The following is a 16,700-nucleotide window of genomic DNA, read 5'->3' on the forward strand; positions in this document are numbered from 1 at the left end:
CGGGCTTCGGCCAGTGCGCGGATCAGCCCAGCTGGCGCAGCCGGGGGGCCAGGTCGCGCTCGAACAGGTCGAGGAAACGCTTCTGGTCATGGCCGGGGGCATGGAAGACCAGGTGGTTGAGGCCCGCGTCGAGGTAGGGCTTGATCAGGGCGACGGCCTCATCGGGGTCGGACGCCACGATCCAGCGCTTGGCGACCTGTTCGATCGGGAGGGCGTCGGCGGCGGCTTCCATCTCCATCGGGTCTTGGATGGAGTGCTTCTGCTCGGGAGTGAGGGACAGTGGCGCCCAGAACCTGGTGTTCTCGAGCGCGGTGTCCCGGTCGGTGTCGTAGGAGATCTTGATCTCGATCATGCGATCAATGTCGTCCTGCGGGCGCCCGACCTTCTCGAGGCCCTCAGCCACGGCCGGCAGCAGCTTGTCGGTGTAGAGCTCCATGCCCTTGCCTGAGGTGCAGATGAAGCCGTCGCCGGCGCGGCCGGCGTAACGGGCCACGACGGGGCCGCCGGCCGCGATGTAGACCGGCACCGGGGCATCCGGAACGTCGTACAGGGTCGCACCGACCGTGTTGTAGTACTCACCGTCGAAGTCGGTTCGTTCGCCAGTCCAGAGCTGGCGCATGAGGTCGACGGCCTCGCGCAGGCGGGCGAAGCGCTCCTTGAACTCGGGCCACTCACCCTGGTAACCGGTGGCGATCTCATTGAGGGCTTCGCCGGTTCCGACGCCGAGCATGATGCGCCCGGGGTACAGGCAACCCATGGTGGCGAAGGCCTGGGCGATCACGGCCGGGTTGTAGCGAAAGGTGGGGGTCATCACCGACGTGCCGATCTGCACCCGCTTCGTGCGCTCGCCGACCGCGGCCATCCAGGCCATGGCGTACGGCGCGTGCCCGCCCTCGTGCCGCCAGGGCTGAAAGTGGTCGCTCACGGTCACGCTGTCGAGCCCGTGTTCCTCGGCCATGACACCGAGTTCGACCAATTCTCGCGGTGCGAACTGCTCCGCCGACGCCTTCAGTCCCAGCTTCAACATGCGCTCTCCCTCGTCGAGTTACTCAGCCTGTTCAGCCTATGCCCTGTTTTTTCTGCGCCCCTGATACGGTGTTCACGACCACCGATTAGATTTTATTGGTTGAGCTTGCCTCGATTTGGGCAGCAGGTCGCTGGACAGTCCAGTTTCCCGCGCCCAAATTTTGTGAGGTCCCGCATGCTCCGTCGTTCCCGTTTTCTGTTCATCGGCGTCGGCATCAACGCCGCCCTGCTGCTCAGCGGATGCGCCGCCACGGCGACGCCCGCCGCCACTCCGGGATCGTCCCCCGCTTCGTCAACAGCTGCCCGCGCGGGCTACCCCATCACGGCTGACAACTGCGGCACCAGCGTCACCGTCGCAGCCGCCCCCGAACGGATCGTGTCGATCAAGTCCTCGGCCACCGAACTGCTGCTCGCCCTTGGACTCGGCGACCGCATCGTCGGCTCAGCCTTTCTCGACGGCCCCCTACCTGATTCGCTCGCGGCAGCCGGCGCCGACCTCAACGTGATCAGCGACTTTCTGCCCGGACAGGAGGCGGTGCTTGGCCTGAACCCCGACTTCATCTACGGCGGGTGGGAATCCAACTTCAGCGCCGACGGCGTGGGCGAGCGCCCCGCCCTCGAGGCTCTCGGCGTGGGAACCTACGTCTCGCCGGCCGCCTGCAAGGGCGACTCCATGCCGAACCCGCTCACCTTCGACACGGTTTTCGCCGAAATCGACGAGGCCGGTGCCATCTTCGGCGCAACGGATGCCGCAGCCAAGCTGGTCAGCGGCCTGCAGTCCGACCTCGCCGCCCTCAAGCCGACCGCGACCGACACCACGGCCTTGTGGTACTCAAGCGGAACCACGACCCCCTATGTCGGTGCCGGTATCGGCTCACCCGAGATGATCATGGACGCCGCCGGGCTCACCAACATCTTCGCCGACGTGAGCGACACCTGGACCTCGGCGGGCTGGGAATCGATCATCGAGGCCAACCCGAGCGTCATCGTGCTCGTCGACGCCACCTGGAACACGGCCGAGTCGAAGATCGCCCACCTGGAGTCCGACCCGGCCACGCAGGTGCTCGACGCCGTCAAGAACCAGCGCTACATCATCCTGCCGTTCGCCGCGACCGAGGCCGGCATCCGCAACGTCGAAGCGACGGCGTCCACGATCTCGCAGCTAGCCGCGCTCGACGAGTGACCCGCAGTAAGTACCTCGGGTGGCTGGTCGCGGCAGCCGCTCTGCTCGTGCTCGGGTGCGCGGTCGCCGTGACCATCGGGCCGGCAGCGGTGAGCCTCGCCCAGGTGGCGGGCAGCATCGGCGCGCACCTCGGTCTGCCCGTCGAGCCGGTACCGCTACTCATCGACTCGATCGTCTGGCAGCTCCGACTACCGCGCGTGCTCACGGCCGCGCTGGTCGGCGCCGGCCTCGCCCTCAGCGGCGCCGTGATGCAGAGCGTGACCCGCAACCCCCTCGCCGACCCGTACCTGCTCGGGTTGTCGAGCGGGGCATCCGTCGGAGCGGTGTGCGTGGTCATTCTCGGCATCGGATTTGCCCTGCCGGCCGCAGCGTTTGCCGGAGCATTGCTGGCCCTAATGGCGACGCTCAGCATCGCCAAGGTCGGCGGAACGATCACCCCGGTGCGGGCCGTGCTCGCCGGCCTGGCCATCGCCCAGCTCGCCGGTGCCCTCACCTCGTTCATCATCTTCTGGGCGGCCAAGGGCGACTCCTACCGCGAGATCCTCAACTGGCTGCTCGGCTCGGTGGCCGGTGCCACCTGGCAGAGCGTAATGATCGCGGCGACAGCCGTTTTGGTCGTGGGCACCGGCATTGTCCTGTCGGCGACCCGGCTCGACGCGTTCGCCTTCGGTGACACGTCGGCGGCCAGCCTCGGCATCAACGTCAATCGCACCCGCTGGGCCCTGCTCGGTTCGGTCGCTCTGCTCACCGGGGCCATGGTGGCCGTGAGCGGGTCCATCGGGTTCGTCGGGCTCATTCTGCCGCACCTGGTGCGCGGCATCAGCGGCCCGGGCCACCGCCGCCTGCTCCCGCTCGTCGCGGTCTGCGGGGCGCTGTTCCTGGTGATCGCCGATACCCTCGCGCGCACCGTGTTCGACCCGCGCGAGCTGCCGGTGGGCATCATCACCGCGTTCATCGGCGTACCGGTGTTCATTTTGCTGATCAAGAGAAAGAAGTCGAAGCTGTGGGCGTAGAACTCGATCGGTTGTCGTTCAGCATCGACGGCACCAGCATTTTGCGGGACGTTTCGGCGTCACTGCCCACCGGCAGCGTCACCGGCCTGCTCGGGCCGAACGGCGCCGGCAAGTCCACCCTGCTTCGCCTGATCGCGGGTATCGACACAGCGGATGCCGGCACCGCCTCCCTCGACGACGTCGCCATCGGCTCCCTTCCGCGGCGCGAGGCGGCCCGGCGGATCGCGCTGCTCGAGCAGAACGCCGCCCCGAGTGTGGAATTGACCGTGCTCGAGGTTGTGCTGCTGGGGCGCATTCCCCACCGCACCAAACTCATAGGCTCGTTCAGCGGCGCGGAGGATCGCACGGTCGCTCTGGACGCCCTCGAACTGGTCGGCGCGGGAACTCTGGCCGATCGGTCGTGGCACACTCTGAGCGGTGGGCAGCAGCAGCGCGTGCAGATCGCCCGGGCCATGGCGCAGCAACCGAGCCTGCTTCTGCTCGACGAACCGACCAACCACCTCGACGTGAGTGCCCAGCTCTCGTTGCTCGGGCAGGTGCGCGAGCTGGGCGTGACGGCGATCATGGCCCTGCACGATCTCAACCTCGCCGCGGCCTACTGCGACCACATCCTGCTGCTCGATGGCGGCCTGCTCGTGGCCTCCGGCGTGCCCGCTGCGGTGCTCACCCCCGAGATCATCGGCGCCGTCTACGGCGTGGACTGCTACATTCTCGAGCATCCGCGCGGCGGTCATCCGGTCATCGTCTATGCGGCTGCTTCGGTGTCGGCATGAGCGGCGTCGGCATGAGCGGCGTCGGCATGACGAGCCTGAATCGCGTGACCGTTCTGGCCGGCGGTGTCGGCGGTGCCCGCTTCACCCGCGGCATGTTGGCGCAACTCGCGGTCACAGCTCCCGACGCCACCGTGACGGTCATCGTGAACACCGGCGACGACATGTGGCTGGACGGGCTGCGCATCTGCCCCGACCTTGACACGGTTATGTACACGCTCGGTGACGGCATCAACGAGGAGCAGGGCTGGGGCCGCCCCGACGAGACCCGGAGGACCTCCGCCGAGATCGCGGCCTACGGTCGCGGCTGGTCCTGGTTCACCCTCGGCGATCTCGATCTGGCCACCCACATCGTGCGCACCGATCTGCTGCGCAGCGGTTCTACGCTCTCTGAGGTGACGGAGTTTCTCTGCCGCCGCTGGCAGCCCGGGGTGCGGCTGCTGCCGATGAGTGATCAGCCCGTGGAAACCCACGTATGCCTCGCCGAGAATATAGATGAGCACTCCGTGGGCGACTATATCCACTTCGAAGAATGGTGGGTGCGCTACCGGGCGAAGGTGCCGATCACCGGGTTCGAGCAGCGGGGACTCGCCGACGCGGTCGCCGCGCCGGGGGTGCTCGAAGCCATCACCGAGGCCGACGTCGTCGTGCTGCCGCCGTCGAATCCGGTCGTGTCGGTCGGCACGATCCTGGCCGTTCCGGGCATACGTGATGCGCTGCGGTCGACCGCGGCCCGCGTGGTCGGCGTCTCTCCGATTGTCGGCGGCGCGGCGGTGCGCGGAATGGCGGACGCCTGCCTCCGCACGATCGGGGTCGAGACCAGTGCACTCGCGGTCGGGCTGCACTACGGTGCCCGCAGCCGGGGCGGCATCCTCGACGGCTGGCTCATCGACGAAACGGATGCCGTGGCCCTGCCCGCTCTCGCGGCCGCCGGCATCCGCTCGGCCGCTGTGCCGCTGTGGATGACCGACCTGCCCGCCACGACAGCGATGGCGGCCGCCGCCCTGGCACTGTGGCCCGGAGCCAGGAGCTAGACCAGTGCGCTCGTGTGCGGCCCGAGCCCCAGCGCCCGGGCGGTGTCGAGGTCGGCTGCGGTGTCGACGTCGCGTCGCAGCGACGAGCTCGGCGGCAAGTCCAGCACGACGTGCCCGTCGCCCTCGTGCGCGGCGCGGGAGCCGAGACCGAACCGCGGAGTGAACCTGTAGCCGGCCCACGCGAGCAGCGTCGTTGTTCCCACGCCCTCCGCATCGGCCACCATCGAGAGCGGGTGCGTGGCCGCGAGCGCGAACGCCGTTTCTACATCGGCCACGTGCAGGGCCGGCAGGTCTCCGGTCACAACGGCCAGATTCGCGTCGGGGCACGCGAACCGGGCCGCCTCGGCACCCTGCTCGATCGCGGCGTTCAATCGGTCCTGCCCCGCGTCCGGGCCCGGCACCTCCGGCACGATGACCGCGCCGAGTGCGGCCAGCGCCACGCCGAGCCGTGCACTCGCGGTCACCACGAACACGCGCTCCACAGCGGATGCCGCCACCAGCGCCGCTACCGTGTCCAACGCGAACGCATCGGCGAGCGCCGCCCGCCCGGCTCCGGCCCCGAGGCGGCTCTTCGCCCCGGAGGTTCCTTTCACCGGGACGACCACCACCCACCGAGTCTGATCCACGGTAAACACGCTATCAGCGCTCCGCCGGCAAACCCGCGCAACCCGGCACGCGGTAGCCTCAGGGGCCGAGTAGCCAACATCCGTACGTTCGAATGAACGGCCCCGGAGGTCCCCTGTCACAGTCGCTCACCGCACAGGCTCGCGCGCTTCCCCTGGCGATCGTCACCTATCTGGAGCGCAGCGCGAGCGCCAAGCCCACCTCCGCTCGAGCGACCTTTGTCGAAAACGCTGTCGTCGTCGACGACGGCAAGACGTACACCGGCGAGCCGGCCATCACGGCCTGGCTGGCCGGCAGCGCCGCCGAGTTCGAATACACGACCACCCTGCTGCGCACCGAGAAGGACGAGGCGGCAACGACCGTCATCAACCGCATCGAGGGCAACTTTCCCGGCCGCAGCGTCGACCTCAGCTACCGCTTCGAGCTCGCCGCCGAGACCGGCCTGATCCAGAACCTCACGATCTCGATCTAGCTTTTCTCGGCTGCTGCAGCCAACCCGGCGGCGAACCCCTCGCGATACCCTTCGGCGCGGGCCTCGGCGGTGCCGAGCCTAAACATGTCGGTGTCGCTCGGGCGCTGTAACGCCCGGGCGCCGACGGCATCGAGGTCGCCGACGAGCCGGCCGAGTCCGCGCAGCACGGCGACCGGGTTGCCGCTGGTCTTGCCCTTGACCAGATCGGCGGCTCCGGCGATCTCGTCGGCGACCGCCGCGACGGTGACGTCGAGGCGGCGACCCGAGACATCCGTTGTGCCGCGCAGGTCGTCGAGTACCGCAAGCCCCGCCGCACCGATGGCGATGTCGGTCTGGCCCTCGCGCCACGGGCGCCCGGCAGTATCGGTGATCAGCACGCCGAGCCGCAGGCCGGTGCGCTCGCGAAGGGCTGTGCAGAGCGCGCGAGCGGAGGCATCCGGATCGACCGGCAGCAGCAGCACGACGCCCGCGGGCGCGTTGCTGGTGTCGACGCCGGCCGCCGCCATCACGAGTCCCTGCCGGTTCTCGACGATGCGGGTGACTCCACCCGGGTAGGCGCGTGAGGCCACGATCCGCACGGTCTCGTCGGTGATCGCCTGTTCGCGGTCGGCCGCTGGCACAGCCCGCCCCTCGGCCTTCGAAACGATCTTGCTGGTCACCACCACAATATCGCCGTCAATCAGGCGGGACCGTGCGGCCTCCGCGATTAGGGCGGCGAGGTCGTCACCGGCCGTGATCTCACCGAACCCACCGAGGGTGAACACCTTCAGGCCGAACAGTTCCATTGCCCCCACTTCCGCCGCGGCCGCGTCGGGCCGGGCGTCGTGCGGCATCAGCGCACCAGCTTCGGCAGAACGGATGCGCCGAAGACGTCGATCCACTGCTTCTGGTTGCGGCCGACGTTGTGCAGATAGATGCGATCGAAGCCGAGGTCGACGAATTTCTGGATGTATTTGCGGTGCTCGTCGGGGTCGGCCGAGATGACCATGCGGCCCTCGAAGTCCTCCGGACGCACCATTTTGGCCAGCTGCTCGAACTCGAACGGCGATCGAATATCGCTCTTCGGAAACTTCATGCCGCCGTTCGGCCACTCGTGCAGGGCATTGGTCATGGCCTCTTCGTCGGTTTCGGCCCAGCTCATGTGCAGTTGCAGCACCTTGGGCATCGTCGACGGGTCTTTTCCGGCCTCGCGGGCGCCGCCGTCAAATTTTGCGAACAGCATCGCGATCTTCTCCAGCGGGGCGCCGACCGTGATCAGGCCGTCCGCCAGCCGACCGGCGCGTTTGGCCGTGACCGGGCCGGCCGTGGCTACCAGAATCTCCGGGGCAACGTCCGGCATGGTCCACAGCCGCGTCGACTCGAGCTTGAAGAATTGCCCGGAGTGCTTGACGTCCTTGTCGGCCAGGGATCCGGCGAACAGCTTGGAGATGATCTCGATGGCCTCGAACATGCGATTGATGCGCTCCGGGGCTTCGGGCCAGTAGCCGCCCACAATGTGCTCGTTCAGCGCTTCACCGCTGCCGAGTCCCAGCCAATGCCGACCCGGGTGCATCGAGGCCAGCGTCGCGGAAGCCTGCGCGACCATGGCCGGGTGCCAGCGAAAGGTGGGCGCCGTCACGCCGGGACCGAAGTCGCCCGTGGTGCGCTCGGCGATCGAGGCGAGCACGCTCCAGACGAAGCTCGACTGACCCTGCGCTGGAACCCAGGGCTGAAAGTGGTCGGCCGCCATCACGCCGGTGAAACCGTGCTGCTCCGCGTAGGCCGACAGTGCGACCGCCTCGGCCGGTGCAAACTGCTCCAACATGGCCGCGTAGCCAATCCGCAACTCCGTCAAAATACCCTTTCCGCCCATAACCGTGTATCTGTGTCCATTCAATCGCAACACGGTCGCGGCTGCGTTCGATACCGCGGAAGGCGGCATCCGCTTGGCCGGGCGGCACGCTGGCCCTTATAGGCTGGAGTCATGCGCATCGCCACCTGGAACGTCAATTCCGTTCGTGCCCGCTCCGGACGAATCGTCGACTGGATGGAACGCGAAGACATCGACGTTCTCGCCATGCAGGAGATCAAGTGCAAGCCCGAGCAGTTTCCCTCGCAGGTGTTCGAGGACGCCGGCTACGACCTCGCCATTCACGGTTTGAGCCAGTGGAATGGCGTGGCGTTTGCCAGCCGCGAGCCAATGACGGATGTCGTCACCAGTTTTCCGAATATGCCCGGCTTCCTGAAGGGTGCGGTCGGTCCAGACCAGCCGCTCGAGGCGCGCGCGCTCGGCGTGACCGTGAACGACCTGCGCCTGTGGAGCCTGTACGTGCCGAACGGGCGTGCGCTCGGCGACCCGCACTACGACTACAAGCTGGCCTGGCTGAAGGCCCTCGAGGCCCACGCTGTCGCGGAGCTCGAGGCCCATCCCACGCTCGCGCTGGCCATGATGGGCGACTGGAACGTCGCGCCCCGCGACGAAGACGCCGGCGACCCGACACTGGTTCCCGGTCTCTCCACGCACATTTCGCCGCCGGAACGCGCGGCGTTCGAGGCCTTCCAGGCAGCCGGCCTGACCGACGTCGTGCGCCCGATCGTGCCGGAGGGCTTCACCTACTGGGACTACAAGCAGCTGCGGTTTCCGCGCAACGAGGGCATGCGCATCGACTTCATCCTCGGCTCGCCCGCCTTCGCCGATCTGGTAACGGATGCCAGCATCCACCGCAATGAACGCAAGGGCGACGCCCCGAGCGACCACGTTCCGGTGCTCGTCGACCTAGATCTGGGCGGCGACGATGACGACCGCCCGATGATCTTCTAACAGAAAGATGCGTTAACGACAGCTGCCCCCGGCTTTTCGGCCGGGGGCAGCTGTCGTTGCAGTAAAACGTACAGTGCGAGGTGCCGGTGGTTAGACCGAGACCTTCTTGGGAGCCTGGTACTTCGGGTGTGCCTGTTCTGCGGCCAGTTCGAATTCGGCATCGATCTCGGCGTTCGGCTTGTACGTGGCGAGGGAGACCACGACGGCCACGATCATGCTGGCCGCGAAGCCGGGCACGATCTCGTACAGGGTGTCGCCGAGGGCGGAGTTGCCCCAGATGAACACAACCACGGCACCGGTGACCATCGAGGCCAGGGTGCCCCAGGTGGAGAGCTTCTTCCAGTACAGCGAGAGGATGACCACCGGGCCGAAGGCGGCACCGAAGCCGGCCCAGGCGAAACCGACCAGGTCGAGAATGGTCGAGTTCTGCTGCAGCGCTATCAGTGCGGCGATGACGGCCACGACGAGCACACCGATACGGCCGAGCATGACCAGCTGCTTGGGCGCGGCATCCTTGCCCACAATCTTGTAGAGGTCTTCAACGAGCGCCGACGACGAGACGATGAGCTGCGAGGAGATGGTGCTCATGATCGCGGCAAGCACGGCGGCGAGCACGAGGCCCGCGATGAAGGGGTGGAACAGGGTCTGCGAGAGAATGAGGAACACAGTCTCCGGGTTTGCGAGATCCAGGTTGGGGTTCTGCTGGAAGTACGCGATACCGATCAGGGCGGTCGCAATAGCACCGAGGGCGGTGAGGATCATCCAGCCGATGCCGATGCGGCGACCAGCCTTGGCGTCCTGCGGGGTACGCATGGCCATGAAACGCACGATGATGTGCGGCTGGCCGACGTAACCGAGGCCCCAGGCGGCAGCCGAGATGACACCGAGCACGGATCCGCCGGCAGTGATGGACAGCAGGTCGGGGTTGACTTCGCGGATGGAGTCGAGGGTTGCGACGACTCCGCCGGTGGCGTTCAGCGCTACGAGGGGAACAGCGATCAGCGCGGCGAGCATGAGGAGGCCCTGGGCAACGTCGGTGAGGGTAGCACCGAGAAAGCCGCCGAACAGGGTGTACAGCAGGGTGACGCCGCCGACGATCAGCATGCCGGTGACGAACGTGGAGCCGAAGGACTCCTCGAAGAACACACCTCCGGCAACCATGCCGGAGGAGACGTAGAACGTGAAGAACACCAGGATGATCACACCGGAGACCACGCGCAGCAGGCGCGACGTGTCTTTCAGTCGGTTCTCGAAGAAGCTCGGGATGGTGATCGAGTTCTTCGATACGAAGGTGTAAGAGCGCAGCCGCGGTGCCACGAACTTCCAGTTCAGCCAGGCACCGATGGTGAGGCCGATGGCGATCCAGGCCTCAACGAGGCCGGACACGTAGATGGCTCCGGGGAGACCGAGCAACAGCCAGCCGGACATATCCGAAGCACCCGCGCTCAGGGCCGCTGTGCCCGGCTTGAGTCCTCGGCCGGCGAGCATGTAGTCGTCAAGGTCTTTGGTCTGACGAAAGGCAAAGTAGCCGATGGCAACCATGCCTGCGAGATATAAAACGATTGCAATGAGTTGAAATGTTTGATCCGTCAATGGGATTCCTTTGTTGGGATGCCCGACGTACTGGACGTGATTACTCGAGGTGCGAGCAAGCTCAAAGCGCCAGTCTCGCAGAAATATGGGCATGGCGCCATCTTTAACCGCCCATTCGCCCCCGTAACCGTTTGACAACGGAGGGCTTACCCCCTGCCCGCGGTCGCCCTGAACGTGCCCACAATGACCGCACGAGGCGTCCATCCCTTCCCCTCCTCGGCCAAATTGGATACAGTATCCAAATGACCGGGATTATTGATGAGGCGCGCACGACGGGTCCGCTGGACGGCATCCGTATTGCGGATTTTTCTCGCGTGCTTGCCGGGCCATTTGCCACCATGATGCTGGCCGATTTCGGCGCCGATGTGATCAAAATCGAGCACCCGCTCGGCGATGATACCCGCGCCTGGGTGCCGCCGGTCGACCCGAACGGTATTGGTAGCTATTTCGCGAGCGTCAACCGCAATAAACGCTCTGTGGTCTGCGATTTACGTACCGAGAACGGCCTGGCTGATGCGCGCGCCCTCGCGCTGAGCGCCGACGTCGTGATCGAAAACTTTCGCCCCGGCGTCATGGAGCAGTACGGCCTCGACTACGCCAGTTTGACCGCGGAGCGCCCCGAGCTCGTCTACTGCTCGATCACCGGATTCGGCCGCGCCGGCGGCGCGGCGCTCCCGGGCTACGACCTGCTCGTGCAGGCGGTCGGCGGGCTGATGAGCGTGACCGGCTCGGCCGCCGAAGAACCGAGCAAGGTCGGGGTCGCCCTCGTCGATGTAGTGACCGGGCAGAACGCGGTCGTCGGCATTCTCGCCGCACTGCGCTCGCGGGAGCAGACCGGCCTGGGCCAGCGAGTCGAGGTGAATCTGCTCTCGTCCTTACTCGCCGGGCTGGTCAACCAGGCCTCGAGCACCCTCGCTACCGGGGTCGCCCCCCAGCGCCTTGGCAACGCCCACCCGAGCATCGCGCCCTATGAAACGTTTCGAACCCTGGACGACCCGATCGCGATCGCGGTCGGCACCGACAAGCAGTTCACCGCGCTCGTGCAGGTGCTCGACCGCCCCGAGCTGGCACGCGACCGCCGGTTCGGCTGCAACGCCGACCGCCTCGCCCATCGCGCGGTGCTCAAAGAGCTGCTCGAAGCGCGGCTCGCCACCCGTCCGGCCACGGAATGGACAGCACTGCTGGCGACCGCGCGCGTGCCGGCCGGCAAGGTGAATTCGATCGCCGAGGCGCTCGAACTGGCCACCGAACTCGGCCTCGCCCCGGTCGTGCCGGTGACCGATTCGAACCGGTCGCGGGTGAGCCAGCAGATCGCCAACCCGATCAGCCTCTCCGCGACCCCCGCACGGTACCGGCGCCCGCCGCCACTGCTCGGGGAACACAATGGTGCGACCTTTTTCTGACCATAAGCATCCGCTCTACTGAAGGAAGACGACTCATGACCACTCTCATTGACACCGATCTGACCGACGCTGCCGACCTCGTGGGCATCGATTCCCTGCTGACCGAGACCGAGATCACCCTGCGCAATGCGGTGCGGGCCTTCGTCAACACCACGATCAAACCGAACATCGCCGGGTGGTACGAGAACGCGGTCTTTCCGCTCGAGATCATTCCGCAGCTGGCCAGGCTCGGCCTGCTCGGCATGCACCTCACGGGCTACGGCTGCCCCGGGCGCAGCTCGGTCGAGTACGGCCTCGCTGCGCTCGAGCTCGAGGCCGGCGATTCTGGGCTGCGCACCTTCGTGAGCGTGCAGGGGTCGCTCGCGATGAGCGCGATCCACAAGCACGGCTCCGAGGAGCAGAAAAACGAGTGGCTGCCGCGCATGGCCGCCGGTTCGGTGATCGGCTGCTTCGGGCTGACCGAGCCTTCGGCCGGCTCCGACCCGGCGAGCATGACCACTTTCGCGCGCCGCGACGGCACCGATTGGGTTCTCAACGGCACCAAGCGCTGGATTGGCCTGGCCTCGATCGCACAGGTCGCCATCATCTGGGCGATGACGGATGACGGAATCCGCGGCTTCGTCGTCCCCACCGATACCCCCGGATTCGTCGCCACGCCGATCGAGCAAAAGCTCTCGATGCGAGCCTCGATTCAGTGCGAGATTGAATTGACCGAGCTGCGCCTGCCCGACTCGGCGATGCTGCCCAAGGCGCGCGGTCTGCGCGGCCCGTTCGAGTGCCTGAACGAGGCCCGCTACGGCATTGTCTGGGGCGTCATGGGTGCGGCCCGCGACAGCTACCTTGCGGCGCTGGCCTTCTCGCAGGAGCGGATGCAGTTCGGCAAGCCGCTCGCCGGCTACCAGCTGACCCAGCAGAAGCTCGTCAACATGGCGCTCGAAATCAACAAGGGCACGCTGCTCGCCCTGCAGCTCGGCCGGCTCAAGGACGCCGGCTCGCTCGCTCCGCACCAGATCTCGGTCGGCAAGCTCAACAACTGCCGCGAAGCCATCGCCATTTGCCGGGAGGCCCGCGCCATGCTCGGCGGCAACGGCATCACGCTGGACTATTCCCCGATGCGCCACGCCAACAACCTCGAAAGCGTGCGCACCTACGAGGGCACCGACGAGGTGCACACCCTCATTCTCGGCCAGCACATCACCGGCATCCCGGCCTTTCGCTAGAGTTTTGACAGTGTCTTCTCCCAATCCGACCCAGCGCCCGCCGACCGTTCCGGCATTCGTGCTCGCTGAGTTGCGGCGCCTGATCGCCGTCGGTGAGTTTGTTCCCGGGCAGCCACTGCGACAGGAGGATCTGGCCGAACGCCTCGGCGTCAGCCGGGTTCCGGTGCGGGAGGCCCTCAACACGCTCGAAACCGAGGGGCACGTCGTGCACGAGCCGCATCGCGGCTACCGGGTGACCGAGCTTTCGCTCGCCGACCTGCTCGAAGTCTACCGACTGCGGCAGCTGCTCGAGGCGGAGGCGGTGCGCGCCACGATCGCGCGCGGCGGCGAACACATACTCACCGCACTGCGCGCCACCGCCGTCGAGGTGGAGCGGGCTAATGCGGCCGGCGACCTGCTCGCCATGAACGAGGCCAACCGGCGGTTTCACTTCGTACTCGTGACGTCATCCGGGCTCCCCCGGCTGGAACGCATTCTGCGTGCGCTCTGGGATTCGACCGAAGCCTACCGCCGGCTCTACTACGAGCAGGCGGGCAACCGGGCCTTGGTCGAGCACGAGCATGCCGCCATCGTCGACGCCTTCGCCGCCGGGGACACCGAGCTCGTCATCGGCCTGCTCGATGAGCATCGAGGCCACGCCACGACCGCCCTCGGCGCGCTGCTGGCCTGAGCTGCCAGGCCAGCGGATGCCGGTCAGACGACGCGGAACGCGAGCTCGCCGATCCCGTCGATTCCGGCGGTGACGTCGTCACCGGGCTCAATGCGGCCGACACCGGCGGGAGTTCCAGTGAAAATCAGGTCACCCGGACGCAGCGTGACGAAGCGGGACAGCGCGGCAATCACGTCGGGGACGGGCCAGATTTGGTCGGCGAGGTCCCCGTCCTGGCGGGTGTCACCGTCGACGTCGAGCCAAATGCGGGCCGCGGCCGGATGACCGATCGTGGCCGCGGCGACGAGCGGCGAGCACGGTCCGGAAAAGTCGAAGCCCTTGGAGAGGTCCCACGGGCGACGCGCGGCCTTGGCTGCGTCCTGCAGATCGCGGCGGGTGAGGTCGACGCCGGCGGCGTAGCCGAAGACGTGACCGAGGGCATCCGCTGCCGCGATGTCGGCGCCGCCAACACCGATCGCGACGACGAGTTCCATCTCGAAGTGCAGGTTGTCGGTCTCGGGCGGGTAGGGCACCTCGTGGACAGAAACGCCGCGAGCGGGAACACCCTCGGTCACGGCGAACACGGCGTCGGCCGGTTTGGCGAAGAAGAAGGGCGGCTCCCGATCGGGGTCATTGCCCATTTCTCGCGCATGGTCAGCGTAGTTGCGGCCGACGCAGTAGACCCGGTTCAGGTAGAACCGGTCGGCCGAGTCACTGATCGGCAGGCTGGTGGGTTTCGGCGGGGAGAACGGGGCCGGCAAGCCGGTCTCGGGGGTGCTGAGCGACATTTTCATCCTTTCGAGGGCAAAATCACTTGGTGCCCCTGCATACCTGCGGAGAACTTCACGGTCACGCGCGAACGCACCGTGCGGTGACCCAGTGATTTCGCGGAATGTGAGCAAAATTTCCGCAGTTCTGCCGGCACTCAGGCAAGGAGGGCCGCGATCACGAGCAGGGCGGGCATGGACAGGATCGTGGTGAGCAACACGGTGTCGCGGGTGACGACCATGGCCCGGTCGTAGCGCGAGGCGAAGTTGAAGATGTTCTGCGCGGTCGGCAGCGCCGACACGGCGACGACGGCGAACAATTCGGCACCGGCGAGGTCGAACACGAAGTGCCCGAACAGGTACGCGACGATCGGCATGAGCGCGACCTTGATCACGGTCGCGGCGACGACCTGTTTGCGCCCGGTTCCGGCCTTCAGCAGGCGCTGGCCGTGCAGCGACATGCCAAACGACAGCAGCACCAGGGGAATGGCGGCGCCGCCGATCAGCTCGAACGGGGCGAGCACGGGTTTGGGCAGCGTGATGCCCAGCATCGCCACGAGCACACCGGCGAGCGAGGCGATAATCATCGGGTTGCGAATGGGCTGAGTCACGATCGACCGAAACGACGCTCGGCCCTGGGTGGCGAGGTCGAGAATGGCCAGAATGGTCGGGGCCAGAATGACCAGCTGCAGCAGCAGCACGGGAGCCACGTACTGCGCGCTGCCGAGCACGTAGATGGCTACCGGAAGCCCAATATTGTTTGCGTTGACGTACGTCGCGGTCGATGCGCCGAGCACCGTCTCGGCCAGCGGTCGACGAAAAAACAAGCGGGCGGCGATGACATAGACGACGACACCGACCACGATGGTGCAGACAATGGCGAGCAGAAATTCAGAGAACAGCACGGTGACATCCGCGTGCGAGAGCACCGTGAACAGCAGCGCCGGAGTCGCCACGAAGAAGGCCACCCGATTGAGCACCCGGCCGGTGCCAACACCGACGATGCCGAACCGTTCGACAAAGTACCCGATCAGGATCACAAATCCGATAATCGAAAACCCGACCAGTACACCGCCCATTATGTTGAGCCTAGGGGTTTCGGACCGCGCACCAGGTCAAAACAGCCTCTACCGCTTTTAGCCATCGCACGAGCCCGGTCTTTCGGGCGCACCGGACGTGGCGCTACGCTCGGGGCATGCCCAGACTCGATGTTCCCGGCGCTTCGCTCTACTACGAAACACTGGGCGACCCCGAATCTCCCGCCCTGCTGTTGCTGCACGCCGGCATTGCGACCCTGCGCATGTGGGATCCGCAGGTCGCGGCTCTCGCGGCGCACCACTTCGTCATTCGCTTTGACGCCCGCGGTTTCGGCCAGACGACGACCGAGAATGTGGAATTCTCCAATCGAGCGGATGCCGCGGCACTGCTCGATCATCTCGGCGTCGCTCGGGCCACCCTCATCGGCTGCTCACGCGGTGGCACGATTGCGATCGACCTGGCCGTGGCCAGTCCCGAGCGGGTGGCGGGCCTGGTCACGATCGGCTCCGGCCCCAGCGGATTTCCCGAGGTGGAGCTCACCGAGCGGGAAGACGCCCTGTTCGACAAGCTCGATGCGGCCTTCACCGCCCGCCAGTGGCCCCGGCTGGCCCGGCTTGAGGTCACCCTGTGGGCGGTCGGGCCGACCCGTAAGCCAGCCGACGTCGACCCGGCCTTTCTCGCCTTGGCGCAAGAACTCAACCTGCGCAACGTCATCCACGCTACGGAGGCGCCGATCTCGATTCCGCTTGAGCCGCCCGCGCTCGACCGGGTCAGCGACATCGATGTTCCGGCGCTCGTCACCGTGGGCGAGCTCGACGTCACCTCAGCGCTGGCCCATTATGAATTTCTGCTGGAGATGCTGCCGCAATCTAGCGGATGCACGTTCCGCGGCACCGCGCACCTGCCGAGCGTGGAGCATCCGCTGGAATTTCAGCGTGTGCTGATCAGCTGGCTGGCGACTAACAGCCTCTGATCGGTTCGTCTCCTCCCCCGCACGGAGTGGGGAGAGGGTCGGGTTCCGCAGACAGCTCGCGCAGGGCGACGGAGGTCTCGACCGGGTCGACCGACGGAGAGGCAGTTCAGGAGACCTCAAGGCACAGGCACAGGC

At 66.8% G+C, this 16,700-nt stretch carries 17 protein-coding genes; 10 read left to right on the plus strand and 7 right to left on the minus strand.

Annotation, left to right across the window (positions count from 1 at the left end; genetic code table 11):
* Positions 1-22: 22 nt before the first annotated feature.
* Positions 23-1,027, minus strand: a complete 1,005-nt coding sequence (gene fgd / locus E3O45_RS05230) for a glucose-6-phosphate dehydrogenase (coenzyme-F420) (RefSeq protein ID WP_134442285.1) — start codon at positions 1,025-1,027, stop codon at positions 23-25.
* 174 nt (positions 1,028-1,201) lie between these two features.
* On the opposite strand from fgd, the gene E3O45_RS05235 reads away from it, so the two are divergent.
* From E3O45_RS05235 to cofD, 4 genes are read left to right on the plus strand one after another with little or no spacing between them, the layout of a single operon-like run.
* Entirely contained in the window at positions 1,202-2,209 is a 1,008-nt protein-coding gene (locus E3O45_RS05235) for a putative F420-0 ABC transporter substrate-binding protein (protein WP_134442287.1), read from the plus strand.
* The gene (locus E3O45_RS05240; RefSeq protein WP_134442289.1) at positions 2,206-3,222 is read left to right on the plus strand and encodes a putative F420-0 ABC transporter permease subunit; all 1,017 of its coding nucleotides are present in this window, start codon (positions 2,206-2,208) and stop codon (positions 3,220-3,222) included. Before E3O45_RS05235 ends, E3O45_RS05240 begins: the two co-directional genes overlap by 4 nt.
* The gene (locus tag E3O45_RS05245; protein ID WP_134442291.1) at positions 3,213-3,995 is read left to right on the plus strand and encodes an ABC transporter ATP-binding protein; all 783 of its coding nucleotides are present in this window, start codon (positions 3,213-3,215) and stop codon (positions 3,993-3,995) included. Before E3O45_RS05240 ends, E3O45_RS05245 begins: the two co-directional genes overlap by 10 nt.
* Complete coding sequence (cofD, locus tag E3O45_RS05250) at positions 3,992-5,026, plus strand: 2-phospho-L-lactate transferase (protein ID WP_241985233.1); 1,035 nt, start codon at positions 3,992-3,994, stop codon at positions 5,024-5,026. Before E3O45_RS05245 ends, cofD begins: the two co-directional genes overlap by 4 nt.
* Here cofD and cofC read toward each other — a convergent pair.
* Positions 5,023-5,652, minus strand: a complete 630-nt coding sequence (gene cofC / locus E3O45_RS05255) for a 2-phospho-L-lactate guanylyltransferase (protein WP_198418221.1) — start codon at positions 5,650-5,652, stop codon at positions 5,023-5,025. The two genes, cofD and cofC, sit on opposite strands and share 4 nt — an antisense overlap.
* Before the next feature lie 92 nt (positions 5,653-5,744).
* On the opposite strand from cofC, the gene E3O45_RS05260 reads away from it, so the two are divergent.
* Complete coding sequence (locus E3O45_RS05260; protein ID WP_134442294.1) at positions 5,745-6,122, plus strand: DUF5110 domain-containing protein; 378 nt, start codon at positions 5,745-5,747, stop codon at positions 6,120-6,122.
* Here the strand turns inward: E3O45_RS05260 and E3O45_RS05265 are convergent.
* Both E3O45_RS05265 and E3O45_RS05270 read right to left on the minus strand, forming a co-directional pair.
* Positions 6,119-6,907 carry a coenzyme F420-0:L-glutamate ligase gene (locus tag E3O45_RS05265; RefSeq protein ID WP_134442370.1) on the minus strand — a complete coding sequence of 263 codons (789 nt, stop codon included), beginning with the start codon at positions 6,905-6,907 and terminating at the stop codon, positions 6,119-6,121. The genes E3O45_RS05260 and E3O45_RS05265 overlap by 4 nt on opposite strands.
* Positions 6,908-6,954: 47 nt before the next feature.
* Complete coding sequence (locus tag E3O45_RS05270) at positions 6,955-7,974, minus strand: TIGR03557 family F420-dependent LLM class oxidoreductase (RefSeq protein WP_092447920.1); 1,020 nt, start codon at positions 7,972-7,974, stop codon at positions 6,955-6,957.
* A gap of 111 nt (positions 7,975-8,085) precedes the next feature.
* Here E3O45_RS05270 and E3O45_RS05275 point away from each other — a divergent pair, with 111 nt between their 5' ends.
* The gene (locus E3O45_RS05275; protein WP_092447921.1) at positions 8,086-8,922 is read left to right on the plus strand and encodes an exodeoxyribonuclease III; all 837 of its coding nucleotides are present in this window, start codon (positions 8,086-8,088) and stop codon (positions 8,920-8,922) included.
* Between the two features lie 90 nt (positions 8,923-9,012).
* Here E3O45_RS05275 and putP read toward each other — a convergent pair whose 3' ends face one another.
* A complete protein-coding gene (gene putP / locus E3O45_RS05280) occupies positions 9,013-10,515 on the minus strand; it encodes a sodium/proline symporter PutP (RefSeq protein WP_134442296.1) in 1,503 nt (500 codons plus the stop codon).
* A gap of 242 nt (positions 10,516-10,757) precedes the next feature.
* Between putP and E3O45_RS05285 the strand changes: the two genes are divergently transcribed.
* Genes E3O45_RS05285 through E3O45_RS05295 form a run of 3 tightly spaced genes read left to right on the plus strand, consistent with a single transcriptional unit; the run spans position 10,758 to position 13,808 of the window.
* A complete protein-coding gene (locus E3O45_RS05285) occupies positions 10,758-11,918 on the plus strand; it encodes a CaiB/BaiF CoA-transferase family protein (protein WP_134442298.1) in 1,161 nt (386 codons plus the stop codon).
* A 35-nt stretch (positions 11,919-11,953) separates the two neighbouring features.
* Positions 11,954-13,138, plus strand: coding sequence for an acyl-CoA dehydrogenase family protein (locus E3O45_RS05290; protein ID WP_134442300.1), 1,185 nt, complete (start codon positions 11,954-11,956; stop codon positions 13,136-13,138).
* A gap of 10 nt (positions 13,139-13,148) precedes the next feature.
* Positions 13,149-13,808 carry a GntR family transcriptional regulator gene (locus tag E3O45_RS05295; RefSeq protein WP_134442302.1) on the plus strand — a complete coding sequence of 220 codons (660 nt, stop codon included), beginning with the start codon at positions 13,149-13,151 and terminating at the stop codon, positions 13,806-13,808.
* A 23-nt stretch (positions 13,809-13,831) separates the two neighbouring features.
* On the opposite strand, the gene E3O45_RS05300 is transcribed toward E3O45_RS05295, so the two are convergent.
* Positions 13,832-14,575: a fumarylacetoacetate hydrolase family protein gene (locus tag E3O45_RS05300; protein ID WP_134442304.1), complete on the minus strand. Its 744-nt coding sequence runs from the start codon at positions 14,573-14,575 to the stop codon at positions 13,832-13,834.
* 137 nt (positions 14,576-14,712) lie between these two features.
* Positions 14,713-15,633: an AEC family transporter gene (locus tag E3O45_RS05305; RefSeq protein ID WP_134442305.1), complete on the minus strand. Its 921-nt coding sequence runs from the start codon at positions 15,631-15,633 to the stop codon at positions 14,713-14,715.
* A 116-nt stretch (positions 15,634-15,749) separates the two neighbouring features.
* Here E3O45_RS05305 and E3O45_RS05310 point away from each other — a divergent pair, with 116 nt between their 5' ends.
* A complete protein-coding gene (locus E3O45_RS05310) occupies positions 15,750-16,565 on the plus strand; it encodes an alpha/beta fold hydrolase (protein WP_134442307.1) in 816 nt (271 codons plus the stop codon).
* Positions 16,566-16,700 lie beyond the last annotated feature (135 nt).

Origin of the sequence: Cryobacterium sp. TMS1-20-1, from assembly GCF_004402355.1 — a bacterium.
Classification (GTDB): domain Bacteria; phylum Actinomycetota; class Actinomycetes; order Actinomycetales; family Microbacteriaceae; genus Cryobacterium; species Cryobacterium levicorallinum.

Excerpts from the sequence above, each read along its gene's own strand:
- fgd (WP_134442285.1), bottom strand. The coding sequence starts at position 1,027 with ATGTTGAAGCTGGGACTGAAGGCGTCGGCGGAGCAGTTCGCACCGCGA.
- E3O45_RS05235 (WP_134442287.1), top strand. The coding sequence starts at position 1,202 with ATGCTCCGTCGTTCCCGTTTTCTGTTCATCGGCGTCGGCATCAACGCC.
- cofD (WP_241985233.1), top strand. The coding sequence starts at position 3,992 with ATGAGCGGCGTCGGCATGAGCGGCGTCGGCATGACGAGCCTGAATCGC.
- E3O45_RS05260 (WP_134442294.1), top strand. The coding sequence starts at position 5,745 with ATGAACGGCCCCGGAGGTCCCCTGTCACAGTCGCTCACCGCACAGGCT.
- E3O45_RS05265 (WP_134442370.1), bottom strand. The coding sequence starts at position 6,907 with ATGGAACTGTTCGGCCTGAAGGTGTTCACCCTCGGTGGGTTCGGTGAG.
- E3O45_RS05270 (WP_092447920.1), bottom strand. The coding sequence starts at position 7,974 with ATGGGCGGAAAGGGTATTTTGACGGAGTTGCGGATTGGCTACGCGGCC.
- E3O45_RS05275 (WP_092447921.1), top strand. The coding sequence starts at position 8,086 with ATGCGCATCGCCACCTGGAACGTCAATTCCGTTCGTGCCCGCTCCGGA.
- E3O45_RS05285 (WP_134442298.1), top strand. The coding sequence starts at position 10,758 with ATGACCGGGATTATTGATGAGGCGCGCACGACGGGTCCGCTGGACGGC.
- E3O45_RS05290 (WP_134442300.1), top strand. The coding sequence starts at position 11,954 with ATGACCACTCTCATTGACACCGATCTGACCGACGCTGCCGACCTCGTG.
- E3O45_RS05300 (WP_134442304.1), bottom strand. The coding sequence starts at position 14,575 with ATGTCGCTCAGCACCCCCGAGACCGGCTTGCCGGCCCCGTTCTCCCCG.
- E3O45_RS05305 (WP_134442305.1), bottom strand. The coding sequence starts at position 15,633 with ATGGGCGGTGTACTGGTCGGGTTTTCGATTATCGGATTTGTGATCCTG.
- E3O45_RS05310 (WP_134442307.1), top strand. The coding sequence starts at position 15,750 with ATGCCCAGACTCGATGTTCCCGGCGCTTCGCTCTACTACGAAACACTG.